Origin of the sequence: Phenylobacterium sp. LjRoot97, assembly GCF_964254345.1 — a bacterium.
In the GTDB taxonomy this organism is placed as follows: domain Bacteria; phylum Pseudomonadota; class Alphaproteobacteria; order Caulobacterales; family Caulobacteraceae; genus Phenylobacterium.
This window is the reverse complement of sequence record NZ_CAXUTH020000001.1, coordinates 426010-450698: the sequence shown is the minus strand read 5'-3', so window position 1 is coordinate 450698 and position 24689 is coordinate 426010. Positions and strand designations below refer to the sequence as shown.

The following is a 24689-nucleotide window of genomic DNA, read 5'->3' as shown; positions in this document are numbered from 1 at the left end:
CGCTCCCTGGAGACGCCATGCCGCGCTCTGCAACCCAGCTCCGCACCGTCATCCGGCGGTTCGTCCGCTCGCGCCGCGGCGCGACGGCGGTGGAGTTCGCCCTCATCGCCATGCCGCTGATGATGCTGCTGTTCGGGGTGTTGGAGCTGGCGATGATCCTGCTGGTCTCGGCGACCCTGGACACCGCCACCGACTTCGCCGCCCGCAACATCCGCACCGGCCAGTTCCAGAGCGGCCAGAGCAAGGCGCCCGTCAACCAGCAGGGCTTCCGCCAGCTGGTCTGCGTCAACATGAGCTGGCTGGAGAAAATGTGCTCGCTGCAGGAGCCCGAGGCAGGCAAGCCCGACCCTAATCCGCTGTTCGTCGAAGCCCGCAGCTTCGCCACCTTCGCCGACGCCGGCGCGCAACCGCCGCGCGACCCCACCACCTTCGATCCGCAGAACACCGACTGGTGCGCCGGCAACCCGGAAGACATCGTGGTGGTCACCACCTACTTCAAATGGCCGATCGTCACGCCGTTGCTTCGGCCGCTGTTCAAGAACTTTGAGGGCGGCCGGATGATCAGCTCCACCCGGCTGTTCCGCAACGAGCCGTTCAACCCGGCGCTCCGCCCCCTCGGGAACCGCACGCAATGCTCGTGAAGCAGGACCTGATCGGCGATCGGCGCGGCTCGGCCGCGGTCGAGTTCGCCTTCATCGTGCCGATCGTGCTGGCGCTCTACTTCGGCATGGTCGAGGCGACGCAGGCGCTGCTGGCCAATCGCCGCGCCAGCGCCGTCACCACCGCCGTCGGCGACCTGGTGACCCAGCAGGCCCAGGTCACGACGGCCGACGTGAACAACATCTTCAACGCCAGCACGGCGATCATGAAACCGTTCGCGACCGACCAGCTGGCGATCCGGGTGACGAGCATCGAGATCAACGCCAGCGGCGCGCCGGTCCAGAAGTGGACGCGCGACAACGGCAAGACCATCGCGGCCACCAACGTCTCGACTGTCGCCGCATCGATGCGCACGCCGAACACCGCGGTGCTGCGCGCCGAGACCGTCTACACCTACCGCACCCCGTTCCAGCAAATGCTGCCGGGCAGCTTTACCTTCCGGCACAAGATGGACCTGGCGCCGCGCGCCGGGGTTCCGATCACGCTCAACCCCTGACGGCGGCGGCCAGCGCCTCGACCAGGGGCGAGGGCTCCCACGAAAAGCCGTCCAGCGAGCGCACCTGGCGTACGCCGACCAGGGCGTTGGTCAGGAAGGCCGCGTCGGCGCGAGCCAGTTCGGCGACGCCCGAGCGGGTCTCGACCACCGCCAGCCCCTGCCCTTGCGCCAAGGCGATCACCCGCGCGCGCATGGTCCCGGCCAGCACCCCGCAGTCGAGCCGCGGCGTGTAGAGCCGCCCGCCCCACAGCCAGAAGACATTGGCCGCGCTTGCGCAGGCCACGTCGCCGCGGGTGTTGAGCAGCAGCGCCTCATCCACGCCGGCGTCGCGCGCCTGCGCCCTGGCCAGCACGTTGTCGAGATAGGAGAGCGTCTTCAGCCGCGAGACCGGCGAGAGATCGTTGCGGCGCACGGTGCTGGTGATGAGGTCGGCCGGTTGCTGCGGCATGGGCGCTGGAGCCGCTGTGGCGAACACCCGGACCTGCGGCGTCTCGGGCCGGTCGAGCCCCCGGCCGCCGGAGCCGGCGGTGAGCGTGAGACGCACCGCGGCGCGGGGCGCGTCCAGTCCGGCCAGGGCCTGGGCCATGGCCTGCGCGGCGGCGGTGCGATCGAGCGGCGGCAGGCCGAGGCTCGCGCAGCCGGCGGCCATGCGGTCGAGATGCGGCTGCGGCGCGACGAGGACGCCGTTCTCCGCCAGCAGGGTTTCGAAGAGGCCATCGCCCAGCAGCAGGCCGCGGTCGTCGAGGGGGATCATGCGCAGGGCGCCTCCGTGAGCGCTTTGACGAGGGCGGCGATCTTGGCTTCGGTCTCGAGCCGTTCGGCGCGGGGATCGCTGCCCTCGACGATGCCGGCCCCGGCCCGCGCCTCCACCCGCCAGCCGCCGGCGGTCTCGACGCAGGCGGCGGTGCGGATCAGCACGCTGGAATCGAAAGCCCCGTCGGCGCCGGCCCAGAACAGCGAGCCGCAATAGGGGCCGCGCGGCGTCTCGAGTTCGGCGATCACCTTCATTGCCTGGACCTTGGGCGCGCCGGTGATCGAGCCGGGCGGAAAGGCGGCGGCCAGCAGGTCGAGGGCGTCGCGGCCCTCGGAGAGGCGGCCGGTGACCGTGGAGACCAGGTGGTGGACGTTGGCGAAGCTCTCCAGCGCCCAGAGGCTGGGGACCTTGACGCTGCCGGGCGTGCAGACGCGGGCCAGGTCGTTGCGCATCAGGTCGACGATCATCAGGTTCTCGGCCCGGTCCTTGTCGCTGGCCAGCAGTTCGGCGGCGAGGGCGGCGTCGGCGGCGGGATCGGCCCCGCGCGGGCGGGTGCCCTTGATCGGCTTGGTCTGCGCCGCGCGCTCGCGGACCTGCAGGAAGCGCTCGGGCGAGTTGGAGACCAGCGCCAGGCCCGGCAGGCGCAGATAGGCGGCGAACGGCGCGGCGCTCTGCTCCAGCAACCGGGCGAAGAGGTCGAACGGCTGCGCGCCGGGCGCCAGGGCGCCGGTCCAGGCGCGGGCGATGTTGGCCTGGAAGATCTCGCCGGCCCGGATGCGGGCGACGACCTCGGCGACCGCGGCTTCGTAGGCGGCGGGATCGCCCGCCTGCAGCGGGCCGGCCAGCACGCCGGCGCGGGGCGCGAGCGGGGCGGCGTCCATCCAGCCGAGCGCCTCGCGGGCGAGGGCCCCGGCGGCGGCGTGATCGCCAGCACGGCCGACGGCGACCACGACGTGGGCCTCGTGATCGAAGGCCAGCAGCGCGTCGTAGCGGGCGGCGGCGAGATCGGGCCACGCGTCCTGGCGGGCCAGGCCCAGCGGCTCGACATGATCGCCGAGTTCGTAGGCGGCGAGCCCGACGACCCCGCCCTGGAACGGCGGGCCTTCCGCCGACGCCGGGGCGGGCGGGCCCAGCAGATCGCGCAAGCGGGCGAACGGATCGCCGGCCTCGTCGGCGCGATGGGTGAGGGTCGCGGCCGGGGCGCGGGCGACATAGGACCAGCGCGCGCCGACGCCACCGGTGACGAGGCCCAGCGCCCAGGGTTCGTCGGCGAAGGCGCTGAGCACCTCGGCCGGTTCGCGCCAGGGTGCGGCAAGCTGGGCGACGCAGGTCATGACCCGGGCCTTAGCGCCGCGCGGCCGACAGGGAAAGTCAGATGCGGCGGCCGCCTCCACGCACGAACAGCAGGCCGACGAAGCCGATGGCCAGCAGGATGGTGACCATGGCGAAGCCGCCCTGCTGGCTGTGGGTCGCCTTGGTGCCCCAGTTGACCATCATCGGGCCGAGCCAGCCGGTGGCGACGCCCGACAGCGCGTAGACCCCGAAGAAGGCTCCGGTCTGATCGGGCGGGGTGATCCGCGTCAGCATCGTGCGGCTGGAGGCGTACTGGGCGGTGATGAACACGGCGTTGGAGAAGCCGATCAGGATGAAGATCCATTCCGGCAGGGTGCGGAACACCGGCCCGTCCCACATCGGCGGGTGCGCGGCCGCGTCGAAGGCCCAGAAGTAGAGGATCTTGTCGGGCGCCATGCCCAGCATGGCGATGATGCCGAGCAGCGACATGAAGATCTCGACCCGCACCGCGCCCTTGGGGCCGAGGCCGGCGTCCAGCCAGCGGCCGACGAAGCCGCCGAACACCGCCAGGATCGAGAGCACGATGCCGTACATCAGCATCTCGAGCGCGCCCCACTTCATCACCCCGATGGCGTAGAGCCCGGCGTAGATCAGGATCGCGTTCATGCCGTCGACGTAGAACATCCGACTGACCAGGTAGATCGCCGCGTCCTTGTAGCGACGCACGGTGGCGACCATCCGCACCAGCTGGACCGCGCCGTTCCTGAAGGCGGTCAGCATCGGAATGCCGGTCTTCGGCGCGTCGGGCGTGAACAGGAACAACGGCAGGGCGCCGAATGCGAAGATCGCCCCGGCCATCAGGGCGACCACCCGCTCCGGCTCATGGCTGGCCGGGTCGAGGCCGAACAGCGGCGCTTTGGGCACCCAGGCCCAGTCGACCTTGCCCGGTAGGGCGAAGGCCCAGGCGATGAAGGCCAGCGCCACCACCGAGGTGAAGTTGCCGAGCGCCAGGGCCAGGCCCGAGGCCTTGTGCGCGCCGTTGAGGCCGGCGGCCCGCACCAGCAGCGAATTGTGCAGCACCTCGCTGAACGCGAACAGCAGGCCGATGGCCGTGGTCAGCAGCATGATCATGGTGACGGTCAGGCCGCTCTGGTCCGGCTTGGCCCACCAGAGCGCGATCATCATCGGGACCATCAGGCCGACGATCAGGGCCAGCCAGCCCTTGCGGGGCCCGAGCTGGTCGATGGAGGCGCCGAGCAGCGGCGCGGTCAGCATCACCGCCCAGCCGGCGTACTGGCTCCACTGCGAGATCACCTCCTGGCCGCGCACCGGGTCGCCGACCATCACGCCCGCGACGTAGGGCATGAAGATGTAGATGGTGATCAGGATGACGTAGGGATTGCGGGCGCCCTCGAACAGCGACCAGGCGACCCCGCCGCGGTTGAGGCGGCCGTCGCCCATGACTTCGGCGTCGATCGGCAGATCGACAGCGCCGGCCCCGCTGGCTTCAACTGTGCTCAAGGCAGTCTCCCGGACGCCCGCTCATGGCGGCGGACTTGGCGGGCACGTTACGCCCCGGCGCGGCCTTGGGAATCGAAAAAGCGGCATGGCGCGCAGATAACGACGTTGCCCGAGCCGCCATGCGGCGGCATAGTCCGCGCGTCGACAACGGCCCACCCAACGGGCCGGCGCAGGGAGAGTGAAATGAGAACGTTCGTGTCCAGCCAGAAAGGAAATTCCTCGCAACAGGACATGACGGCTCATGCAATCACGAACCCCGAGGGCGACCGCAGACGCGCGTCATAACCCCCTCACCTTCCGGCCGAGCGCCGGACTTTCGGCCCAGGCCCGCGCCCGGGCGCTGAAATTCGTTTCCTACTATCGGCCGCACATTCCGCTGCTTGTGGCGGACCTGGCCTGTGCAGTGCTCGTCTCGGCGACGGCGCTGTTCCTGCCGCTGTGCGCCAACTACGTCGCCCGCCAACTCGGCGCGGCTGGCGAGGCGTCGGTGGCGCTGAACCAGATCTACGCGGTCGGCGGGCTCATGCTGGGCCTGCTGGCGGTGCAGGTGCTGGCGACGCTGTTCGTCGACTACCAGGGCCATGTGATGGGCGCGAAGATGGAGAGCGCGCTTCGCAAGGAGCTGTTCGAGCACTGCCAGACCCTGCCCTTCCGCTTCTACGACCAGACGCGGGTCGGGCAGTTGATGAGCCGGATCACCAACGACCTGTTCATGCTGGGCGAGCTCTATCACCACGGTCCCGAAGACCTGGCGATCGCGGTGTTGAAGTTCGCCGGGGCGATCGCGATCCTCGCCTATCTCGACGTGCCGCTGACCTTGATGATCGTGGCGATCATTCCGTTCGCGGTGATGTACGCCCTGCACTTCAGCGGCCGCATGAACATCGCCCTGACCCAGTCCAAACGGCAGGTCGGAGCGATCAACGAACGGGTCGAGGACTCGCTGGCCGGGATCCGGGTGGTGAAGTCCTTCGCCAACGAGGACGTCGAGAACCGGCGGTTCGAGGCGGAGAACCTCAAGTTCCTCGACACCCGGCGGGCCGGCTACAAGAGCGAGGCCTACTTCTCGGTCGGAACCACCACGTTCGCCCAGCTGATCACCGTGGTGGTCATCGTGGCCGGCGCGATCCGGGTGCAGCAGGCGCAGCTCAGCATCGCCGACATGCTGACCTTCCTGCTGTGTGTGGCGGTGCTGATCGACCCGGTGCAGCGGCTGGCGAACTTCGTGCGGCTCTGGCAGCAGGGCTACACCGGGTTCACGCGGATGATGGAGATCCTGGAGACCGCGCCGGAGGTCGCCGACCGGCCCGGCGCGACCGTGCTGGATCGGCCGCGCGGGGCCATCGCGTTCCGGGATGTCAGCTTCCGCTACGAGGAGGACGGCCCGCACGTGCTGCGGAACGTCACGCTCGACGTGCGGCCGGGCGAGTTCGTGGCGCTGGTCGGCACCTCGGGAGTCGGCAAGACGACGCTGTGCTCGCTGATCCCGCGGTTCTACGAGCCGAGCGCCGGCGCCGTCGAGGTGGACGAGATGGACGTGCGCGACCTGACGCTGAGCTCGCTCCGGCGCAACGTCGCGGTGGTGCAGCAGGACGTCTACCTGTTCGCCGGCAGCGTCGCCGAGAACCTGCGCTACGGGCGGCCGGACGCGAGCGACGAGGCGATCGTCGAAGCCGCCCGGCGGGCCAACGCCCACGACTTCATCAGCGCGCTGCCGAACGGCTACGACACCGACATCGGCCAGCGCGGGGTGAAGCTGTCAGGCGGGCAGAAGCAGCGGCTGACCATCGCCCGCGCGTTTCTGAAGGACGCCCCGATCCTGATCTTCGACGAGGCGACCAGCGCCCTCGACAACGAGAGCGAAAAGGCGGTGCAGCAGGCGCTGGGCGAGCTGGCCCGGAACCGCACGACCCTGGTCATCGCCCACCGGCTGTCGACGGTCAGGAACGCCGACCGCATCCTGGTGCTGACCGACCAGGGCGTGGCCGAACAGGGCAGCCACGAGCAGCTGATCGCGGCCGGCGGCGCCTATGAGCGGCTCTACCGGATTCAGGCGAGCATCTAGGGACGGTTTTTCCTCCCCCATCGAGATGGGGGAGGGGGACCGGCGCAGCCGGTGGAGGGGGCGGCGGCCGGCGATAAGCTTGCGGCCCGCCCCCTCCACCACGCTTCGCGCGGTCCCCCTCCCCCGCTTCGCGAGGGAGGAAAATTTAGCCCAGCTTGGCTTCGGCGGCGGCGAGGCCGGCCTTGGCGTCGGCGTTGAAGCCCTGAGCCTGGAGCGCTTCGGAGAGGGCGTTGAGGCACAGGCGGACGTGCCACGGGGTCGCCGAGGCGCCCATCAGGCCGATGCGCCAGACCTTGCCCTTCAGCGGGCCGAGGCCGGCGCCGATTTCCAGGTCCCACTTGTCGAGCACGTAGGCGCGCACGGCGGCCTCGTCGACGCCGTCGGGGACGATCACCGCGTTGAGCTGCGGCAGGCGGTCCTTCTCGGCGACCAGGAACTTCAGGCCCAGGGCCTCGACGCCGGCGGCGAGCGCCTCATGGGTGCGGGCGTGACGGACGAGCACGGCCTGCTGGCCTTCCTCGAACAGCGCGACCAGGCTCTCGTGCAGGCCGTAGAGGGCGTTGATCGGCGCGGTGTGGTGATAGGTGCGCCCGCCGTCGCCGCCCCAGTAGCTCATCAGCAGGTTGAAGTCGCAGAGCCAGTTGCGGACCTTGGTCTTGCGGCCGGAGATGGCTTCCTGGGCGCGCTTCGAGAGCGCGATCGGCGACAGGCCGGGAGGGGCCGAGAGGCACTTCTGGGTGCCCGAATAGACGGCGTCGGCGTCCCAGGCGGCGACGTCGACGGTGATCCCGCCGAGCGAGGTCACGCAGTCGACGATGGAGAGCGCGCCGTACTTGCGGGCCAGGCCGCAAAGGGTGGCGGCGTCGCTGCGCGCGCCGGTCGAGGTCTCGGCGTGGACGAAGGCGAAGACCTTGGTCGGGGCGGCCTTGAGGGCTTCCTCCACGGCGGCCGGATCGACCGGCTTGCCCCACTCGAACTCGACCTTCACCACCTCGGCGCCGGCGCGGTCGGCCATGTCGGCCATGCGGCCGCCGAAGGCGCCGTTGATGGCGATGACGGCGCGGTCGCCCGGCTCCAGCAGGTTCATGATCGCCGCTTCCATGCCGGCGGTGCCGGGCGCGGGCAGCGGGACGCAGGCATGGTCAGGCGCATTGAACAGCCGGGCCAGCGCGCCCTTGATCTCTTCCATCAGCTCCTGGAACTGCGGGTCCAGGTGGCCGATGGTCGGACGGGCCAGGGCCGACAGTACGCGGGGGCTGACGTCGGAGGGGCCGGGCCCCATCAGGATGCGCCGAGGCGGCTGGAAGCTCTGCATGACTGGTCCCCGTCTTTGTTGGTTGCGGGGACGCTTAGGGGATCGGGGCGGCGATGTCAGCCCAGGGATGCGCGCTGAGCACGATGCCCCCCCGCTGGGGGAGCTGTCCGCTATGGCGGACTGGGGGGGGACTTTGACGCGCGGCCGCTGAGAGAAGTCCCCCTCCGTCTCGCTGCTGCGCAGCGATCCACCTCCCCCAAGAGGGGAGGAATTAGGGGCTCAGCGCAGGATGCGGGCGGCGATGGCGTCGCGCAGGGCGGTGTCGACGCCGAGCGCGTCGGCCAAGTAGTTGTCGACCGAGCCGTGGCGGTCGGTCATCACCTTGAAGGCTTCGGCCAGGAACGCCTCGTGGACGCTGACCGCCTGGCGCAGGCCCGCGTCGTCGACGGTGACGCCGGTCAGGTCGCGGATCCAGGGGCCGAGGAACTCGACGCGCTTGTCGATGGCGGCGGCGTCGTTGGTGGCCAGGTAGTCGGTCATGGTGTCGTCGCGGTGCACCCCGGCGATGTGGTGGGTCAGGGCGCAGATCATGCCGGTGCGGTCCTTGCCGGCCGCGCAGTGGACGACCACCGCGCCCTCGGTTTCGGCCAGGGCCCGGAAGTAGCGCCTGAACAGGTCGACCATCCGCTCGGCGTGCGGCGCGGCGCGGTAGAACTCGAGGCTGTCCTTGAAGAACCAGTCGGCGTTGACGCTGGGCGCGGCCTTCAGGGCGTCTGCCCAGTCGTGTTCGGGACCGTCGATGTCGTTCTCGATCACCGCGCCGGCGAAGCCTTCCCAGCGGCGGGAGGGTTCGCGCTCGCGCTCGCGGCGGCGGCGCAGGTCGACGATCACCCCGACCCCGAGGTCGCGCAGGCCGGCCAGGTCGCCCTCGGTGGCGTAGGCGTGGTTGGCCGAGCGGAACAGGCGGCCGGCCTTCACGCCGCGGCCGCAGGCGGTGCCGTAGCCGCCGAAGTCGCGGAAGTTGTCGATGGCTTCGAATTTGATCGTCGTCATGGCGCGGGATTTAGCGCTTCCAGGCGACGATTTCGAGAGGGCGCGACGCCTCAGGCCCAGCCCAGCAGCATGAGCAGTCCGATCGCCAGGGCCCCCAGCAGCAGCAGCGACAGGCTGGCCGCGGCGATGACCCGCGGCCCGGCCCGCAGCAGGGCGCGCACGTCGGTCCCGAGGCCGAGCGCGGCCATGGCGGCGATCGTCAGCCAGATGGAGGCCTGGCCGGCGGCATGGATCGCGGCCGGCGGCGCGAGGCCGGCGGCTCGGAGGGCGGCGAGCGCCAGGAAGGCGACGACGAACCAGGGGACCAGACGGCCGAGATCGGCGCGCGCACCGCCACGCGACAAGAGGCCGAGCGCCAGGCAGACCGGGCCCAGCGCGACCACGCGGGTCAGCTTGACCAGCGCCCCGACCTGCACGGCCGCGGCCCCGGCCGGCGCGGCGGCGGCCAGCACCTGGGGCACGGCGTAGACGGTGAGGCCCGCGAAGGCGCCGGCGGCCAGCGGCGAGAGCCCGAGCAGCACCGCCAGCGCCGGGACGGCCAGCACCACGCCGACGCCGAGCACCGCGGTGAAGGCGATGGCCGAGGCGACGTCGTCCGGCTCCGCGCCGATGACCGGGGCGACCGCGGCGATCGCCGAGTTGCCGCAGATCGAGTTGCCGGCGGCGATCAGCACCGACATGCGGCGCGGCAGGCCGAAGGCCCGGGCGATGGCGTAGCCGCCGGCCACCGAGAGCGCGACGACCAGGGCGATCCCGGCCAGCATGGCGGGGCCGACCGCGGCGAGGCTGGCGGCGCTGACGCCGAGACCGAGCAGGGCGACCGCCAGTTCGAGCAGGGTGCGGGCGCTGAACTCGATGCCGCCGGTCCACAGCGGCCCCGGCGCCCAGAGGGTGCGGACCGCAGCCCCGAGCAGGATGGCGAGCACCAGCGCCTCCAGCCAGGCGCGGCCGGTCAGCTGGACCTCAAGGCCCTGCAGGCCGACAGCGGCGAGACCGAGCAGAGCGCAGAGCAGGACGCCGGGGAGACGGGCGCGGATGGCGATCGACATGCCGCCTTGTCCGCCGATCCATTCAATCGATCCAACGCATTGTTGTTGCCATTTCAATCTGAAATTTCGATCATATGGGCATGACCCTTGAGCAGCTTCGGATCTTCGTGGCGGTGGCCGAGCGCCAGCACATGACGCGCGCGGCGCAGGCGTTGAACATCACCCAGTCGGCGGCCTCTGCGGCGATCGCGGCGCTGGAGGCCCGGCACGACACCCGGCTGTTCGACCGGGTCGGCCGCGGGCTGGCGCTGAGCGAGGCGGGCCGCGCCTTCCTGCCCGAGGCCCGCGCGGTGCTGGCCCGCGCCGCCGACGCCGGCCGGCTGCTGGACGACCTGGCCGGCCTGAAGCGCGGGCGGATCGACATCTTCGCCAGCCAGACGGTGGGGGCGTACTGGCTGCCGCCGCGGCTGGCGGCGTTCGGGCGCGAGCACCCTGGCGTCGAGCTGCACCTGGCGATCGGCAACACCGCCCAGGTCACCGAGGCGGTGCTGAACGGGGCCGTGGAGCTCGGCTTCGTCGAGGGCGCGGTGGAGGCGCCGCTGCTGGAGCGGCGGCAGGTGGGCGCCGACCGGCTGGCGATGGTGGCGACGCCCGACCATCCGCTGGCGAGACGCAGGGATTTCGAGCTCTCGGCGCTGACCGAGCACCGCTGGGCGCGGCGCGAGGCCGGGTCAGGAACGCGCTCGGAGTTCGAGCAGGCGCTGCGCGGCCTGGGGGTCGATCCCGACGCCCTGCCCTGCGCGCTGGTGCTGGCCTCGAACGAGGCGATCCTGGCGGCGGTAGCGCAGGGCGGGCTGCTGGCGGCGGTGTCGGAACTGGCGGCGCGGCCGCTCATCGCCAGCGGCGCGCTGGTCGCCGTGGGACCAGAACTGCCGCCGCGGCCGTTCGACCTGGTCCGCCACCCCGACCGCCGGCCAAGCCGTGCGGCCGCCGCGCTGCTGGACTCGCTCTAGGCCCCCAGGCGCTCGATCTCGCCCTCGATCACCCGGGCGACGACGTCGGATTGCTGGCGCAGGGACAGCCCCTCGCCGAGCATGCGGGCATAGACGCCGCGCCCGGCCTGGAAGGCGGTGAGGCTGGACGACAGCAGGATCGCGCGGACCTTGGCCTCGGTGTTGGTCCGCGGATGGCCCATGGCGCGGGCGATCAGCGCCGCCGAGAGCTCCATGCCCGGCGCCCAGAGTCGCGAGTAGAGCAGTTCGTGCGCGGGGCCCGGCACCGCGATCTCGCGGTGGATGAACAGCGCCCAGCTGCTGGTGTCCTCGTCGGCCAGCATGAAGTCGATCAGCCCGCGGTAGAACGCCTTGAGCGCGGCGCGGGCGTCCTGCGGGGTCATCGGCGCCTGCATCGCCGCCAGCGCCTGGCGGGCGACCTCGCCGAGCGCGGCCTCGTAACGCAGCGCGATCTCTTCAGCGCAGGCCATGTAGAGCCCGTTCTTGTCGCCGAAATAGTAGTTGAGCGTCGGGAGGCTGGCCTCGGTCTCCTCCACGATCTGGCGGGTGGTGACGGCCGCGAAGCCATGCTGGCCGAAGAGGTTGGCGGCGACCTCGAGCATGCGGGCGCGGGTCTCGTCGCCCTTGCGGTAGCCGGCGGGTCGCGGATCGGGTCTGGCCGAGGTCATCGCCCATTCTCCCCCAGAAGCGGCGCGCCCCAAAGTGGGGTGAAAACCTGTCGCACGACAGACAAAAAGCTATCGTCCGATAGAATTCCGTGAAACGCTGATTTCGCTGACAGATGCATGTCGCGACGGGAGGAAACACCCCCCTCGGAGAAACTCCCGCCCCTCAGGCGGACGCCTCGGCCGCAATCACATAATCATGGCCGTGAGCGAGACCGCCGTGCCGCAGGCATAGATCGAGGCTGCTCCCCCGCATTGCCTCGATCATCAGCCCCATGGCTGCGGCGAGGGCGGAGTCGGGCAGCTTGACGAGGCGGCGCGTCGCCATGTCGAGCTGCCCGTTCACCCAGGCTTCGCGATAGCGATTGGCGAACCGGCGGGCCGACAGCACGCGGTAGCCGGACGCCTGCAGGGCGTTGATCACCCACTCGGCCGGATACTCGCGGTAGGGCGTTTCCCCGGCGAGCAGCAGCACGGCGTCGCGCAGCCGGCCGATGTCGCGCACGGCCTGGGCGGCCGGCGTTTCCGCTTCGCCGACGACGTAGGGATCGAGCCCGACCACATAGATCCGCCGTTTCACCAGCGGCCGCAGCCGCGCGAACAGCTGCGACTGGAAATAGGGCGAGAAGCCCTCGATCGCGCCGACCAGATAGTCGGCCAGCACGGTGTCGAATCCCTCGCCCGCCAGCAGCTCCGGGTCGGTCCAGTTGCCGACGATCAGGCGGTCCTGGGCGCGGAAGGCGCCGCCGGCCCGGTCCTGGACCTGGGCGGCATGGCCGGGCGAGCCGGTGACCGCGCACCAGCGCTCGGTGGGAAGCGCCGTCGACCACAGCGCCGAGTTCACGCCGGTCCCGGCGTCGAGGAACGCGCCCCACGGCGCGTCGCCCTGCAGCTGTTCGATATGACGGAAGAGCGCCGAGGTTTTGGGAAGCGTGGCCGAGAGCATCTTGATGAGTGTTACGTTATAACATAATGAGCGACCCTTCAGTCATGAGCCGGGGTCCCGTAAAATGCAACTTCGAACTGTCCTACTCGCCGCCGCCAGCCTGTCGGCGGTGAGCGCCACCGCGGCCTGGGCCGACCAGTCCGGCCCCGGAACCGAGGTCGGCGAGATCGTGGTCACCGGCGACCCGCTGGGCCGCTCGGCCAAGGACGTGATCTCGAGCGTGGCGGTGGTGCGCGGCGAGGACCTCGACCATCGCCGGCAGTCGACGCTGGGCGAGACGCTGACCGGCCTGCCGGGGGTGAACTCCGACACCTTCGGCGGCGGGGCCAGCCGGCCGGTGATCCGCGGCCAGACCGCGCCTCGGGTGAAGGTGCTGACCGACGGCTCGGCGCTGATGGACGCTTCGGAGGTCTCGCCCGATCACGCCGTCTCCGGCGAGCCGCTGCTGCTGGACGGCATCGAGATCCTGCGCGGGCCGAGCGCCCTGCTCTATGGCGGCGGGGCGATCGGCGGGGCGGTCAACCTGATCGACAAGAAGATCCCGACCGCCCTTCCCGACGACGGCTTCGAGGGCGTCGCCGAGGTGCGGCTCGGCTCGGCCGACAACGAGCGCGCCGGCGTGGTCGGGGTGACCGGCGGGACCGGAAACTTCGCGATCCGCCTGGAGGCGGCCGGCCGCAAGGCCGACGACTACGAGGTTCCGGACTGGCCGGAGGACACGCTGGACGGCTCGTTCAACCGCAGCCGCACCGCGACGCTCGGCCTCTCGTGGGTCGGCAGCCGCGGCTATCTGGGCGCGGCCTATACCGACCAGCGCAGCACCTACGGCCTGCCCGGCCACAGCCACGAATACGAGGACTGCCACCCGCACGGCTCGAGCCTGCACTGCGGCGGCCACGACCATGACCACGAGCACGAACATGGCGAGGGCGACGAGCACGGCGCGCCGATCGTCGAGCTGAAGAGCAAGCGGGTCGACGTGCGCGGCGAGCTGCGCGACCCGGTCGCCGGGATCGAGCGCATCCGCCTGCGCGGCGGCTACACCGACTACGCCCACGACGAGATCGACGACGGCGTGGTGGCGACCACCTTCACCAACAAGGGCTATGACGCGCGGATCGAGGCGCAGCACGCGCCGATCGGCGCCCTGCGCGGGGTGATCGGAGTGCAGACCGCGCGCAGCGATTTCGCGGCGGTCGGGGCGGAGTCGTTCATTCCCAAGAGCCGCACCACCAACTCGGCGATCTTTGTGCTTGAGGAGCTGGAGCTCGGCGACTGGCGGTTCGAAGGGGCCTTGCGCCAGGAGTGGCAGGACGCCCGCGCCCAGGGCCGCGTCGACACCGACCACAGCCCGTTCTCGGCCTCGGCGGCGGCGACCTGGCGGTTTGCGCCCGACTATGCGCTCAGCCTGTCGGTCGCCCGCTCGCAACGCGCGCCGAGCGCCCAGGAGATGTACGCCCGCGGCGTCCACCTGGCGACCAACACCTACGAGATCGGGACCGCGACGCTGGACGTCGAGACCGCCAACTCGGTCGAGCTCGGCCTGAAGAAGACCGGCGGGGCGACGACCTTCTCGGCCAGCGCCTACCGCTACGCCTATGACGGCTACATCTTCGCCCGCACGCTGGACCAGTTCGAGGACTTCCGGCTGATCCGCTACAGCCAGGCCGACGCGACCTTCACCGGGGTCGAGGCCGAGGTGCGCCACGCCTTTGCGCCGGGCCTCTCGGCGGCGGTGTTCGGCGACTATGTGCGGGCGGAGTTCGACGACGACGGCGGCGACCTGCCGCGCATTCCGGCCGGACGACTGGGCGTGCGGGGCGACTTCGCCCGCGGCGACTGGTCGGGGAACCTGGAATACGTGCGGGTCTTCGAGCAGGACCGGATCGCGCAGTTCGAGACCAAGACCCCGGGCTACGACATGGTCAACGGCACGCTGGCCTACGACTTCGCGGCCGGCGCCTTCGCCAGCCAGGTGTTCGTGCGCGGGACCAACCTGCTGGACGAGAAGGCGCTGAACCACGCCTCGTTCATCACCGACGTCGCGCCGCTGCGCGGCCGCAACTTCGCGGTCGGCCTGCGGACGAAGTTCTAGAGTTTTTCCTCCCCTGCAAAGCGGGGGAGGAAGACCGCCCGCGGGGCTGCGCCGGCGCTGGTTTAACGAAATCGAAGCAGCGCAAACGTGTTCATGGGGCATGTCGACTGAAGACCAGCCGCCGACACCGACACTGGGCCCAAAGCCGCTGCTCGACTTGGCCGAAGGTCCGCGCCATAGCTTTTGGCAGCGGTACCAAGCCCAATCGAACGCGCCGGGAGCGGCGATCGCCGCCGCCCTTTCACCCATGAAGACGGCGCGGAGCATTCGCGACGGCGTCGAGGGGGGAGCAATTAGCGTCCTCTCGCTGGTTGCCGTGCACGGCGCTTATGCGGTGGCGGGGATGCTCGAACCCAACCTGTCACGCTTGGCGATCCACAGCTTGCTCACACTGGCCGCCATCCTCGCCTACTACGCCATTCTGCATGGCCGCACGATATGGCCGAGCCTGATCGTGTTGGGTTGGTATCTGTTCGAGATCTTCTTTAGCCGCCGACTGCTCGGCTATGCCATGGGCCAGACAACGCTCAACGTCATCATGCTGCCTTGGGTCCTGCTCGCGGTTCGAGCGTCGTGGCGCCGGCGACAGATGGCGAAACCGCCTGCCGCCGGCGCTGCCGCCGCATCCTAGCGGAACGGCGGCTCGTCGAAGCTGCGCAGCTTGCGCGAGTGGACGCGGGAGCCCTCGTCGCGCAGCAGGTCCATGGTGGCGATGCCGATCTGCAGGTGCTGGCCGATGGCGCGTTCGTAGAAGGCGTTGGCCTGGCCCGGCAGCTTGATCTCGCCGTGCAGCGGCTTGTCCGACACGCAGAGCAGCGTCCCGTAAGGCACCCGGAAGCGGTAGCCCTGGGCCGCAATGGTGGCGCTTTCCATGTCGATAGCCACCGCCCGCGATTGATTGAACCGCAGCGACGAGGACGAGAAGCGGAGCTCCCAGTTGCGGTCGTCGGTGGTCACCACCGTGCCCGTGCGCAGCCGGCGCTTGAGCATCTCGCCGCTCTCGCCGGTGACGTTCTCGGCGGCGCGGTTCATCGCCACCTGGATCTCGGCGATCGGCGGGATCGGGATCTCCGGCGGCAGCACGTCGTCCAGCACGTGATCGTCGCGCAGATAGGCGTGGGCCAGGACGTAGTCGCCGATGGTCTGCGAGCCGCGCAGCCCGCCGCAGTGGCCGATCATCAGCCAGGCCTGCGGGCGCAGCACCGCCAGGTGGTCGGTGATGGTCTTGGCGTTGGACGGGCCGACGCCGATGTTGACCAGGGTCAGGCCGCGCTTGCCCTTGGCCATCAGGTGGTAGGCCGGCATCTGGTGCCGCCGCCAGGCGCCGTCGGCGATCACCTGCTCGGGGTTCTCGGTTTCGGCGGTGACCAGCACGCGGCCGGCGGCGCTGAGCGCATCGTAATGGCCCTCGCGGATCTGCTGGCAGCCCCAGCGCACGAACTCGTCCACGTAGCGATGGTAGTTGGTGAACAGGATGTAGGGCTGCACGTGCTCGGCCGGGGTGCCGGTGTAGTGCGCCAGCCGCGCCAGCGAGAAGTCGGTGCGCAGGCCGTCGAACAGGGCCAGCGGTCGGGTTGGCTCCAGGCTGGCGTCCCAGAAGCCGTCGGCGATCTCGTCGCCGATGTGGGCCAGCTCGGTGGTCGGGAAGTGGCGGGCGATCTGGGCCGAGCCGATGTCGGCCATGGCCAGGTCGACGGCGCCGTCCAGCACGTATGGGAACGGCATCTCCTGGCGCGAGCGCCCGACCTCGATGGTGACGTCGAAGTCAGCCATCAGCAGGCTGATCTGCTCGGTCAAATAGTCGCGGTAGAGGTCCGGCCGGGTCACCGTCACCGAGTAGTCGCCGGGCTGCGACAGGCGGGCGTAGGCGCGCGACAGGCGCGGATAGCTGTGGCCCGGAGGCCAGGTCAGCCGCAGTTCCGGATAGGCGAAAATTCCTTCGGCGCGGGACGCGGGGCTGGGCGGAGGACCGCCGGCCAGGAAGGTTTTCAAGGCGCTCCGCAGAGCTTCGACGGTCGTCTGATATTCGGTATTAAGCCGCTCGACGATGGCGGCTGCTTTCTCTTCGTTGAACATGGGTCAGTTTAGCCTGCTCTTGTACAGGTTGCGAGACGTCTCTTTCACGCTTTTGCAAAGCTATGGACGAAAGCCCCTTTTGTCGGCCACAAGGCCAGCTCTAGTGATGCTGGGGGACCCGCCATGAACAGACTTTTCACCGCCTTCATTGTTGGGGCGATGGTGCTCGGGGTCCTTGTCGGCTGGGGCGTGAACCAGGGCCTGAGCCCGGAACAGGCCAAGTCCGTCGCTGAAAACCTGACCATCATCACCGACGTGTTCCTGCGGCTGATCAAGATGATCATCGCCCCGCTGGTGTTCTCGACCCTGGTCGCGGGCATCGCCCACATGGAAGACGCCGCCTCCATCGGCCGGGTCGGCGTCAAGACGATGGCCTGGTTCATCACCGCCTCGATCGTCTCGCTGACCATCGGCCTGCTGATGGTGCACCTGATCCAGCCGGGCGTCGGCATGGGCCTGGTCGACAGCGCAGGCCACGCCGCCGGCGCGGTCGACGCCAGCAAGCTGACCCTCAAGGAATTCGTCACCCACCTGGTGCCGAAGTCGATCGTCGAGGCGATGGCCAACAACGAGATCCTGCAGATCGTGGTGTTCTCCGTGTTCGTCGGCACCGCCGTCGCGGCGCTGGACGACAAGGCTCCGGCCGTCACCGCCCTGGTCGACCAGATCGCCAACATCATGCTGAAGGTCACCGGCTACGTCATGAAGACCGCGCCGCTGGCGATCTTCGCGGCGCTGGCGGCGACCATCTCGACCCAGGGCCTGGGCGTGCTGGTCGACTACGCCAAGTTCGTGCTGGGCTTCTACGCCTCGCTCGGCGTGCTGTGGGGCCTGCTGAGCCTCGCGGCGATCCTGATCGTCGGCAAGCGCGCGCTGCAACTGCTGGGCGCGATCCGCCAGCCGGCGCTGCTGGCCTTCGCCACCGCCTCGTCGGAAGCGGCCTATCCGCGTACCCTGGAAGAACTGCAGAAATTCGGCCTGTCGCGCCGGATCTCCAGCTTCGTGCTGCCGCTGGGCTACTCGTTCAACCTCGACGGCTCGATGATGTACTGCACCTTCGCGGTGCTGTTCATCGCCCAGGCCTACGGCATCGAACTGACCATCGGCCAGCAGATCACCATGCTGCTGCTGCTGATGGTGACCTCGAAGGGCATGGCCGGGGTGCCGCGCGCCTCGCTGGTGGTCATCGCCGCCACCCTCACCTACTTCGACCTGCCGGAGGCCGGCCTGCTGCTGATCCTCGGCGTCGACCACCTGCTCGACATGGGCCGCAGCGCCACCAACGTGGTCGGCAACTCGGTGGCCGCCGCAGTGGTCGCCAAGTGGGAGAACCAGATCGAGGAACCCGGCGAGAGCGAAACAGCCCGCGCCTAAAGTCCCCTGACGGGCGCCCTTTCCGGGCGCCCGTTAACGGACGATTCCAGGATTGCCGCATATTACGCGTAACCCTGATTTTTCAGGGCATGCGGAAGGGGGCGGCATGAAGGGCATCGTCTGGACGGAGTTTGTGGGATCCAGGGCGGATTCCATGGGCCCGCGCGGACGGCGTCCGGGGGCCTGAACCGCCGTGAACCCCTTCGGTCAACCCATCGAACCCGCGGCGCGCGACGCCGAGGCGCTGCTGATCGAGGCGCGGCAGGAGTTGCGCCAGGTCTCGGCGAGCCTGGCCGCGCGCATCGAGGAACTGGAGACCGAGCGCGCGCTGACCATGCACCTGGCGCGGACCGACAGCCTGACCGGGCTGCTGAACCGCGGCGCCTTCACCGCCGCCCTGGTCGGGCGGCTGGAGGAAGCCCAGCGCAGCGGCGAGCCGGCGGCGCTGTTTGTCATCGACCTCGACCGCTTCAAGAACCTCAACGACAGCCTCGGCCATGACGCCGGCGACCAGCTGCTGGTCGAGATCGGCCGCCGGCTGAAGGCCGACGCCCGCGAGGGCGACGTGGTCTCTCGCCTGGGCGGCGACGAGTTCGCAGTGATCGCCGCCGGCGCGGACGCCGCGGCGCGGGCCGCCGAGCTGACCTCGTCGCTGACCCAGACCCACACCATCTATGGCCGGGCGATCGCGCCGGGCGCCTCGGTCGGGCTGGCGGTCTATCCGACCGACGCCGCCGACGCGGCCGACCTGCAGCGGTTCGCCGACATCGCGCTCTACCGCGCCAAGACCGCAGGCGGCAGCCGCTGGGCGGCCTTCGACGAGGACCTGCGCAAGGCCACCGAGGCGCGCAACAGCCTGGAGACCGAGCTGCGCCGCGCGATCCCGGCCGGCGACATCGTCCCCTGGTTCCAGCCGGTGGTGAACGCCGCCGACGGCCGCATCATCGCCGCCGAGGTGCTGGCCCGCTGGAACCACGCCGAGCGCGGCATGATCCCGCCGGGCGTGTTCGTACCGCTGGCCGAGGAACTGGGCCTGATCGGCGAACTGGACGGCGCAATCTTCCAGTCCGCGTGCCAGCGCGCCGCCCCCTGGGTGGCCGAGGGCATGATCGACACGATCTCGTGCAACGTCTCGCAGCGCGAGCTGCTGGACCCGGCCTTCTCGCGCAAGCTGATCGCCCGCCTGGCCGACACCGACCTGCCGGCCACGGCGCTGACCGTCGAGATCACCGAGACCTTCCTGGTGCACGACCTGAGCCTGGCGCGCCGACACATCGAGCGGCTGGCCTCGCGCGGGGTACGCATCGCGCTGGACGACTTCGGCACCGGCTATTCGAACCTGCGCGCGCTGCTGCAGCTGCCCATTCACACCGTGAAGCTGGATCAGTCGCTGATCGGCGGGGTTGGTCGCGACCCGCGGGTCTCCAAGCTGGTCCGCGCCATGCTCGGGGCCGCCAAGTCGCTGGACGCCCGCATCGTCGCCGAGGGGGTCGAGGACGAGGCCCAGGCCATCTTCCTGCGCGCCGCCGGCGCCGACCGCATGCAGGGCTATCTGTTCGCCCGCCCGATGCCGGGCGACGCCTGCGAGGCGCTGATGCGCGAGCAGGCCGCCGGCGCCGAGGCGCCCACCGACCGGATCATGGCCGCCGCCGCGACCCTGCGCACGGCCGCCTTCTAGGCAATCGGCGCAAGCGCCCGGCTAGGGCGCCGGCCCGACTCGACAAACCTCTCCCCGCCCCGCGAGATGCCCCGCGCCGCGCCCGGCGCGACGGCGATCAACAGCGGAGCAGGGACGATGCCGACCATCACCACCACCGACGGCGCCGAGATCTTCTACAAGGACTGGGGCGCGGGACGCCCCATCGTGTTCCACCACGGCTGGCCGCTGAGCGCCGACGACTGGGACGCGCAGATGATGTTCTTCCTGGCCAAGGGCTTCCGCGTGATCGCCCACGACCGCCGCGGGCACGGGCGCTCGACCCAGACCTCGGGCGGGCACGAGATGGACACCTACGCCGCCGACATGGCGGCGCTGGCCGCGCACCTGGACCTGAAGGACGCCGTGCACATCGGCCACTCGACCGGCGGCGGCGAGGTCGCCCGCTATGTCGCCCGCCACGGCGGCGGCGGCCGGGTCGGCAAGGCGGTGCTGATCGGGGCGGTGCCGCCGATCATGGTCAAGTCGGACAAGAACCCCGGCGGCCTGCCGATCGAGGTGTTCGACGGCTTCCGCGCCGGCCTGGTCGCGAACCGGGCGCAGTTCTTCCACGATATTCCGGCCGGGCCGTTCTACGGTTTCAACCGTCCAGGCGCGAAGGTCTCGGAAGGCGTCATCGACAACTGGTGGCGCCAGGGGATGATGGGCGCGGCCAACGCCCACTACGAGTGCATCAAGGCGTTCTCGGAGACCGACTTCACCGACGACCTGCGCGCGATCGAGGTCCCGGTGCTGGTCATGCACGGCGACGACGACCAGATCGTGCCGATCGCCGATTCCGCCCTGCTCTCGATCAAGCTGCTGAAGAAGGGCGAGCTGAAGGTCTATCCGGGCCTGCCGCACGGCATGTGCACGACCCATCCGGAGATCGTCAATCCGGACCTGCTGGCCTTCATCCAGGCCTGACGAAATCGGACGGCGAGAGGGCGGCTACGCCTTGCGCAGCCGCCCTCTGCGCCCCCATATCCGCGCCCATGCACAACCACCTTCGCACCTTCATGTTGCTGGCGGGCATGACCGCCCTGTTCGTCGGTATCGGCTACCTGATCGGCGGACCGACCGGCATGGCCATCGCGCTCGCCCTCGGCGTGGCGATGAACTTCTTCAGCTACTGGAACTCCGACAAGATCGTGCTGCGCATGTACGGCGCGCGCGAAGTCGACGTGAGCACCTCCGATCCGCTGCTGCGCAACTACGTCAACGACGTCTACGAGCTGGCCGACAGGGCCAACATGCCGCGCCCGAAGGTCTATGTGATGGAGACCGAGCAGCCGAACGCGTTTGCGACCGGCCGCGATCCCGAACACGCCGCGGTGGCCGCCACCGTCGGCCTGTTGCGCATGCTGGACCGCCGCGAGATCCGCGGGGTGATGGCCCACGAGCTGGCGCACGTGAAGAACCGCGACACCCTGACCATGACCATCACCGCGACCCTGGCCGGGGCGATCTCGTCGCTGGCCAACTTCGCGCTGTTCTTCGGCGGCAACGACCGCGAGCGTCCGGGCGGGATCATCGGCACCATCGCACTGATGGTGCTGGCCCCGATGGCCGCGGCCCTGGTGCAGATGGCGATCAGCCGCGGCCGCGAGTACGAGGCCGACAAGCACGGCGCCGAGATCAGCGGCGACCCGCAGGCCCTGGCCAGCGCGCTGCAGAAGATCGAGGCCTACGCCCACGGCATCGTCAACGTCACCGCCGAGCGCAATCCGGCCACCGGCCAGATGTTCATCATCAACCCGCTGGCGGGCCGCGGGGCGGACAACCTGTTCTCGACCCACCCGGCCACCGGCAACCGCGTCGCGGCGCTGATGAAGATGGTCGGCGGCCGCGGCGCGCCGCCGCGCCAGCAGGACCCGATCGTCAGCGGCGGAAGCCGCTGGGGCGGCGGCGCGACCGCGGTGCCGACCACCGAGCCGCGCAGGCCGCAGGGCGGTCCCTGGAACAGCTAGGACCTCCGTAGAGGTCGTCGCCGTCGTTGGGCCCCTAGGCGCCCTCGCAGCGCGATCAGCGGCCCTGGAACACCGGCTTGCGCTTCTCGAGGAAGGCGCGGCGGGCCTCCTGGCCGTCCTCGCTGCGGAAGGCGCGGCCGATGTTGGAGACCTCGTAGCGGAGCTGCTGCTCCATATCGATCGACTCGTACGACTTCACGATGCCGCGCTTGAGCAACCGCAGGGTGATCGGCGACCACTCGCAGAGCTGAGCGCAGTACTCGGCCAGACGGGCGTGGAAATTGGCGTCGTCGACCGCCTCGCCGGCCATGCCCCACTGCAGGGCCTCGGCCCCGACGACGGTGCGGTTCTCCATCATGAAGCGCATGGCGCGCTCGTAGCCCATGACCTGCGGCAGGGTGATGGTCAGGCCGGCGTCCGGCGAGCCGCCGATACGGGTGTAGCCGGCCATCAGCCGCGCGCTGGAGGCGACCAGCCGCACGTCCGTCGCCATGGCGAGGCCAAGGCCTGCGCCGACCGCCACGCCGTTGATCCCGCCGACCACCGGCTTGTCGCAACGCTTGCGCAGGGCGAGCACGAACTGGCCGACCCAGCTGATGTCGTCCAGCTGGGCGGTCATTTCAGAGTCCGGGTGATAGGGCTCCGAGCCCGTCAGATCGAGCCCGGCGCAGAAGGCGTCGCCCGAGCCGGTTAGCGCCACGACCCAGACGTTGTCGTCGCGGGCGGCAGCGTCCACCGCCTCGATCACGCCCCAGGCGAGCTGCTGGGAGAGCGCGTTCTTCTTCTCCGGACGGTTCAGGCGGATGGTGCGGACGTGGCCGGCGTCGGACGTCTCGACAAGCTTGGACATGGCGTTTCCCCTCGTTCTTGCGTTGACGCGACAATGAACGCGGTGGGAGGTGGAGGCCAGACCTTAGGGGAGGACGGCCATGGCCCAGATGCACGACGAGGACACCCTGGCCTTCTACGATCGCGAGGCGGCCGCCTATGCGGGGCGCAAGCGCGGCGCGCCGGCGAGGCTGCAGGCCTTTCTCGAGCAGATGCGGCCGCGGGCGCGCATCCTGGAGCTGGGCTGCGGCGGCGGACAGGACGCCGAGCTGATGATCGCCGCCGGGTTCGAGGTGACGCCCACCGACGGCTCGGCCGGCCTGGCGGCGCAGGCGCAGGCGCGTCTCGGCCGTCCCGTGCGGGTGATGCGGTTCGAGGAGCTGGACGACGTCGGCGCCTATGACGGCGTCTGGGCTAACGCCTGCCTGCTGCATGTGCCGGAGGACGGGTTGGCCGACGTGCTCGGTCGCATCCACCGGGCGCTGAAGCCGGGCGGGCGGTTCAACGCCGGGTTCAAGGCCGGCGACGGCGGCGGGCGCGACAGCCTGGGCCGCTACTACAACTTCCCGAGCGAGCAGAGCCTGCGGGCCGCCTATGGCGCGGCCGGCGACTGGGCGGCGCTGGAGTTCACCGCCGGCCAGGGCGGCGGCTTCGACGGGGTGATGCGGGACTGGTGGTTCGTGGACGCGGTGCGGGGATAGCGCAACCAATTGCTCCCCCTTTGGGGGAGCTGTCAGCCGGATGGCTGACTGAGGGGGCGTGCTGACTCAGCAGTCCCCTCCGTCGTCCCTTCGGGACGCCACCTCCCCCAGAGGGGGAGGAATTAACTGCGGCTTACTCGGCCGCTTCGCTGCGCTTGGCGAGCATGTTGTCGAACGACGTCCAGACGCCCTCGGCGCCGTGCCACTGGCCCTTGGTCGCGGCCTTCGAGTACTCGGTCGAGCGGGCCTCGAAGAAGTTGGCGTGCTCGACGCCCGAGAGCATCGACTGCAGCCAGGGCAGCGGGTTTTCCTTCACGCCGTAGACTTCCGGCAGCTGCAGCTGGCGCAGGCGCCAGTCGGCGATGAAGCGGATATACTGCTTGATGTCTTCCGGGGTCATGCCCTGGACCTCGCCGGCGTTGAACGCCAGGTCGATGAAGGCGTCTTCGAGACCGACGACGGTCTTGCAGCAATCGATGATGTCGTCGCCGACGCTCTTGGTGACCGCGCCGGTCTCCTTGTTGAACGCGTGGTAGAGCTTGATGATGCCTTCGCAGTGCAGGCTCTCGTCGCGCACCGACCACGAGACGATCTGGCCCATGCCCTTCATCTTGTTGTGGCGCGGGAAGTTCAGCAGCATCGCGAAGCTGGCGAACAGCTGCAGGCCCTCGGTGAAGCCGCCGAACATGGCGAGCGTGCGGGCGATGTCGGCGTTCGTGTCGACGCCGAACTTCTGCATGTAGTCGTGCTTGTCGCGCATCTCCTGGTAGTCCAGGAACGCCGTGAACTCGCTATCGGGCATGCCGATGGTTTCGAGCAGCAGGGCGTAGGCCGCGATGTGGATCGTCTCCATGTTGGAGAACGAGGCCAGCATCATCTTCACCTCGGTGGGTTTGAAGACGCGGCTGTAACGCTCCATGTAGTTGTCGTTCACCTCGACGTCCGATTGGGTGAAGAACCGGAAGATCTGGGTGAGGAGGTTGCGCTCCTTGTCGTTGAGCTTGGCCGCCCAGTCCTTGAGGTCTTCGCCCAGCGGCACCTCTTCGGGCATCCAGTGGACCTGCTGCTGCTTCTTCCAGAAGTCGTAGGCCCACGGATAGCGGAACGGCTTGTAGGCGAAGGACGGAGTAAGCAGGCCGGGCTGAGCGGACGTCGCGGTCACGGGTGCGGCTTTCGAATCTGACGGCTGGTGTTGGAGCTTATCTAGGCGCCGTTCGGGGGCCAGCGGAAGGCATATCT

Annotated in this window: 22 protein-coding genes; 11 read left to right on the top strand and 11 right to left on the bottom strand. The window is 69.9% G+C overall.

From position 1 onward, the window contains the following. Positions 1-17 precede the first annotated feature (17 nt). Positions 18-641 carry a TadE/TadG family type IV pilus assembly protein gene (locus ACSQ2H_RS02160; protein WP_436059835.1) on the top strand — a complete coding sequence of 208 codons (624 nt, stop codon included), beginning with the start codon at positions 18-20 and terminating at the stop codon, positions 639-641. Further along, on the top strand, positions 632-1156 hold the full coding sequence (locus ACSQ2H_RS02155) for a TadE/TadG family type IV pilus assembly protein (protein WP_436059834.1): 525 nt from the start codon (positions 632-634) through the stop codon (positions 1154-1156). Before ACSQ2H_RS02160 ends, ACSQ2H_RS02155 begins: the two co-directional genes overlap by 10 nt. Here the strand turns inward: ACSQ2H_RS02155 and ACSQ2H_RS02150 are convergent. Genes ACSQ2H_RS02150 through ACSQ2H_RS02140 form a run of 3 tightly spaced genes read right to left on the bottom strand, consistent with a single transcriptional unit; the run spans position 1146 to position 4724 of the window. Beyond that, positions 1146-1910, bottom strand: coding sequence for an aminotransferase class IV (locus ACSQ2H_RS02150; RefSeq protein ID WP_436059833.1), 765 nt, complete (start codon positions 1908-1910; stop codon positions 1146-1148). The genes ACSQ2H_RS02155 and ACSQ2H_RS02150 overlap by 11 nt on opposite strands. Continuing rightward, entirely contained in the window at positions 1907-3244 is a 1338-nt protein-coding gene (gene pabB, locus ACSQ2H_RS02145) for an aminodeoxychorismate synthase, component I (protein WP_436059832.1), read from the bottom strand. Before pabB ends, ACSQ2H_RS02150 begins: the two co-directional genes overlap by 4 nt. Positions 3245-3281: 37 nt before the next feature. Continuing rightward, positions 3282-4724 carry an MFS transporter gene (locus ACSQ2H_RS02140; RefSeq protein WP_436059831.1) on the bottom strand — a complete coding sequence of 481 codons (1443 nt, stop codon included), beginning with the start codon at positions 4722-4724 and terminating at the stop codon, positions 3282-3284. Positions 4725-4965: 241 nt separating this feature from the next. On the opposite strand from ACSQ2H_RS02140, the gene ACSQ2H_RS02135 reads away from it, so the two are divergent. After that, positions 4966-6789, top strand: coding sequence for an ABC transporter ATP-binding protein (locus ACSQ2H_RS02135; protein WP_436059830.1), 1824 nt, complete (start codon positions 4966-4968; stop codon positions 6787-6789). 145 nt (positions 6790-6934) lie between these two features. Here ACSQ2H_RS02135 and ACSQ2H_RS02130 read toward each other — a convergent pair whose 3' ends face one another. The 3 genes from ACSQ2H_RS02130 to ACSQ2H_RS02120 all read right to left on the bottom strand — a co-directional run bounded on the left by ACSQ2H_RS02130 (position 6935) and on the right by ACSQ2H_RS02120 (position 10146). Next, the gene (locus tag ACSQ2H_RS02130) at positions 6935-8104 is read right to left on the bottom strand and encodes a pyridoxal-phosphate-dependent aminotransferase family protein (protein ID WP_436059829.1); all 1170 of its coding nucleotides are present in this window, start codon (positions 8102-8104) and stop codon (positions 6935-6937) included. 219 nt (positions 8105-8323) lie between these two features. Then, complete coding sequence (locus ACSQ2H_RS02125; protein WP_436059828.1) at positions 8324-9097, bottom strand: tyrosine-protein phosphatase; 774 nt, start codon at positions 9095-9097, stop codon at positions 8324-8326. 50 nt (positions 9098-9147) lie between these two features. Beyond that, positions 9148-10146: a YeiH family protein gene (locus ACSQ2H_RS02120; protein WP_436059827.1), complete on the bottom strand. Its 999-nt coding sequence runs from the start codon at positions 10144-10146 to the stop codon at positions 9148-9150. A gap of 74 nt (positions 10147-10220) precedes the next feature. Here ACSQ2H_RS02120 and ACSQ2H_RS02115 point away from each other — a divergent pair, with 74 nt between their 5' ends. Then, positions 10221-11099 (top strand): LysR family transcriptional regulator, encoded by an 879-nt coding sequence (locus ACSQ2H_RS02115; RefSeq protein WP_436059826.1) that lies wholly within the window; start codon positions 10221-10223, stop codon positions 11097-11099. On the opposite strand, the gene ACSQ2H_RS02110 is transcribed toward ACSQ2H_RS02115, so the two are convergent. Both ACSQ2H_RS02110 and ACSQ2H_RS02105 read right to left on the bottom strand, forming a co-directional pair. Further along, positions 11096-11767 carry a CerR family C-terminal domain-containing protein gene (locus ACSQ2H_RS02110; RefSeq protein ID WP_436059825.1) on the bottom strand — a complete coding sequence of 224 codons (672 nt, stop codon included), beginning with the start codon at positions 11765-11767 and terminating at the stop codon, positions 11096-11098. The genes ACSQ2H_RS02115 and ACSQ2H_RS02110 overlap by 4 nt on opposite strands. 163 nt (positions 11768-11930) lie before the next feature. Next, the gene (locus ACSQ2H_RS02105) at positions 11931-12710 is read right to left on the bottom strand and encodes a hypothetical protein (RefSeq protein ID WP_436059824.1); all 780 of its coding nucleotides are present in this window, start codon (positions 12708-12710) and stop codon (positions 11931-11933) included. Positions 12711-12774: 64 nt separating this feature from the next. Here ACSQ2H_RS02105 and ACSQ2H_RS02100 point away from each other — a divergent pair, with 64 nt between their 5' ends. Both ACSQ2H_RS02100 and ACSQ2H_RS02095 read left to right on the top strand, forming a co-directional pair. Then, positions 12775-14805 (top strand): TonB-dependent receptor domain-containing protein, encoded by a 2031-nt coding sequence (locus ACSQ2H_RS02100; RefSeq protein WP_436059823.1) that lies wholly within the window; start codon positions 12775-12777, stop codon positions 14803-14805. Between the two features lie 100 nt (positions 14806-14905). Beyond that, positions 14906-15436: a hypothetical protein gene (locus ACSQ2H_RS02095; RefSeq protein ID WP_436059822.1), complete on the top strand. Its 531-nt coding sequence runs from the start codon at positions 14906-14908 to the stop codon at positions 15434-15436. Here the strand turns inward: ACSQ2H_RS02095 and ACSQ2H_RS02090 are convergent. Then, on the bottom strand, positions 15433-16881 hold the full coding sequence (locus ACSQ2H_RS02090) for an AMP nucleosidase (RefSeq protein WP_436059821.1): 1449 nt from the start codon (positions 16879-16881) through the stop codon (positions 15433-15435). The genes ACSQ2H_RS02095 and ACSQ2H_RS02090 overlap by 4 nt on opposite strands. A 123-nt stretch (positions 16882-17004) precedes the next feature. Between ACSQ2H_RS02090 and ACSQ2H_RS02085 the strand changes: the two genes are divergently transcribed. The 4 genes from ACSQ2H_RS02085 to htpX all read left to right on the top strand — a co-directional run bounded on the left by ACSQ2H_RS02085 (position 17005) and on the right by htpX (position 21921). After that, a complete protein-coding gene (locus ACSQ2H_RS02085; RefSeq protein WP_436059820.1) occupies positions 17005-18255 on the top strand; it encodes a dicarboxylate/amino acid:cation symporter in 1251 nt (416 codons plus the stop codon). 193 nt (positions 18256-18448) lie between these two features. Next, the gene (locus ACSQ2H_RS02080) at positions 18449-19933 is read left to right on the top strand and encodes a putative bifunctional diguanylate cyclase/phosphodiesterase (protein ID WP_436059819.1); all 1485 of its coding nucleotides are present in this window, start codon (positions 18449-18451) and stop codon (positions 19931-19933) included. 117 nt (positions 19934-20050) lie between these two features. Beyond that, a complete protein-coding gene (locus ACSQ2H_RS02075; RefSeq protein ID WP_436059818.1) occupies positions 20051-20878 on the top strand; it encodes an alpha/beta fold hydrolase in 828 nt (275 codons plus the stop codon). A 68-nt stretch (positions 20879-20946) separates the two neighbouring features. Continuing rightward, complete coding sequence (htpX, locus tag ACSQ2H_RS02070; protein WP_436059817.1) at positions 20947-21921, top strand: zinc metalloprotease HtpX; 975 nt, start codon at positions 20947-20949, stop codon at positions 21919-21921. A gap of 55 nt (positions 21922-21976) precedes the next feature. Here the strand turns inward: htpX and ACSQ2H_RS02065 are convergent, their stop codons facing one another. Then, the gene (locus tag ACSQ2H_RS02065; protein WP_436059816.1) at positions 21977-22771 is read right to left on the bottom strand and encodes an enoyl-CoA hydratase/isomerase family protein; all 795 of its coding nucleotides are present in this window, start codon (positions 22769-22771) and stop codon (positions 21977-21979) included. A gap of 79 nt (positions 22772-22850) precedes the next feature. Between ACSQ2H_RS02065 and ACSQ2H_RS02060 the strand changes: the two genes are divergently transcribed. Then, positions 22851-23450 carry a class I SAM-dependent methyltransferase gene (locus ACSQ2H_RS02060; RefSeq protein ID WP_436059815.1) on the top strand — a complete coding sequence of 200 codons (600 nt, stop codon included), beginning with the start codon at positions 22851-22853 and terminating at the stop codon, positions 23448-23450. A 133-nt stretch (positions 23451-23583) separates the two neighbouring features. On the opposite strand, the gene ACSQ2H_RS02055 is transcribed toward ACSQ2H_RS02060, so the two are convergent. Next, positions 23584-24612, bottom strand: coding sequence for a ribonucleotide-diphosphate reductase subunit beta (locus ACSQ2H_RS02055; protein ID WP_436059814.1), 1029 nt, complete (start codon positions 24610-24612; stop codon positions 23584-23586). Positions 24613-24689 lie beyond the last annotated feature (77 nt).

Coding starts and splice junctions, on each gene's coding strand:
- ACSQ2H_RS02160 (WP_436059835.1), top strand. CDS start 18: ATGCCGCGCTCTGCAACCCAGCTCCGCACCGTCATCCGGCGGTTCGTC.
- ACSQ2H_RS02155 (WP_436059834.1), top strand. CDS start 632: ATGCTCGTGAAGCAGGACCTGATCGGCGATCGGCGCGGCTCGGCCGCG.
- ACSQ2H_RS02150 (WP_436059833.1), bottom strand. CDS start 1,910: ATGATCCCCCTCGACGACCGCGGCCTGCTGCTGGGCGATGGCCTCTTC.
- pabB (WP_436059832.1), bottom strand. CDS start 3,244: ATGACCTGCGTCGCCCAGCTTGCCGCACCCTGGCGCGAACCGGCCGAG.
- ACSQ2H_RS02135 (WP_436059830.1), top strand. CDS start 4,966: ATGCAATCACGAACCCCGAGGGCGACCGCAGACGCGCGTCATAACCCC.
- ACSQ2H_RS02130 (WP_436059829.1), bottom strand. CDS start 8,104: ATGCAGAGCTTCCAGCCGCCTCGGCGCATCCTGATGGGGCCCGGCCCC.
- ACSQ2H_RS02125 (WP_436059828.1), bottom strand. CDS start 9,097: ATGACGACGATCAAATTCGAAGCCATCGACAACTTCCGCGACTTCGGC.
- ACSQ2H_RS02120 (WP_436059827.1), bottom strand. CDS start 10,146: ATGTCGATCGCCATCCGCGCCCGTCTCCCCGGCGTCCTGCTCTGCGCT.
- ACSQ2H_RS02115 (WP_436059826.1), top strand. CDS start 10,221: ATGGGCATGACCCTTGAGCAGCTTCGGATCTTCGTGGCGGTGGCCGAG.
- ACSQ2H_RS02110 (WP_436059825.1), bottom strand. CDS start 11,767: ATGACCTCGGCCAGACCCGATCCGCGACCCGCCGGCTACCGCAAGGGC.
- ACSQ2H_RS02105 (WP_436059824.1), bottom strand. CDS start 12,710: ATGCTCTCGGCCACGCTTCCCAAAACCTCGGCGCTCTTCCGTCATATC.
- ACSQ2H_RS02100 (WP_436059823.1), top strand. CDS start 12,775: ATGCAACTTCGAACTGTCCTACTCGCCGCCGCCAGCCTGTCGGCGGTG.
- ACSQ2H_RS02095 (WP_436059822.1), top strand. CDS start 14,906: ATGTCGACTGAAGACCAGCCGCCGACACCGACACTGGGCCCAAAGCCG.
- ACSQ2H_RS02090 (WP_436059821.1), bottom strand. CDS start 16,881: ATGTTCAACGAAGAGAAAGCAGCCGCCATCGTCGAGCGGCTTAATACC.
- ACSQ2H_RS02085 (WP_436059820.1), top strand. CDS start 17,005: ATGAACAGACTTTTCACCGCCTTCATTGTTGGGGCGATGGTGCTCGGG.
- ACSQ2H_RS02075 (WP_436059818.1), top strand. CDS start 20,051: ATGCCGACCATCACCACCACCGACGGCGCCGAGATCTTCTACAAGGAC.
- htpX (WP_436059817.1), top strand. CDS start 20,947: ATGCACAACCACCTTCGCACCTTCATGTTGCTGGCGGGCATGACCGCC.
- ACSQ2H_RS02065 (WP_436059816.1), bottom strand. CDS start 22,771: ATGTCCAAGCTTGTCGAGACGTCCGACGCCGGCCACGTCCGCACCATC.
- ACSQ2H_RS02060 (WP_436059815.1), top strand. CDS start 22,851: ATGGCCCAGATGCACGACGAGGACACCCTGGCCTTCTACGATCGCGAG.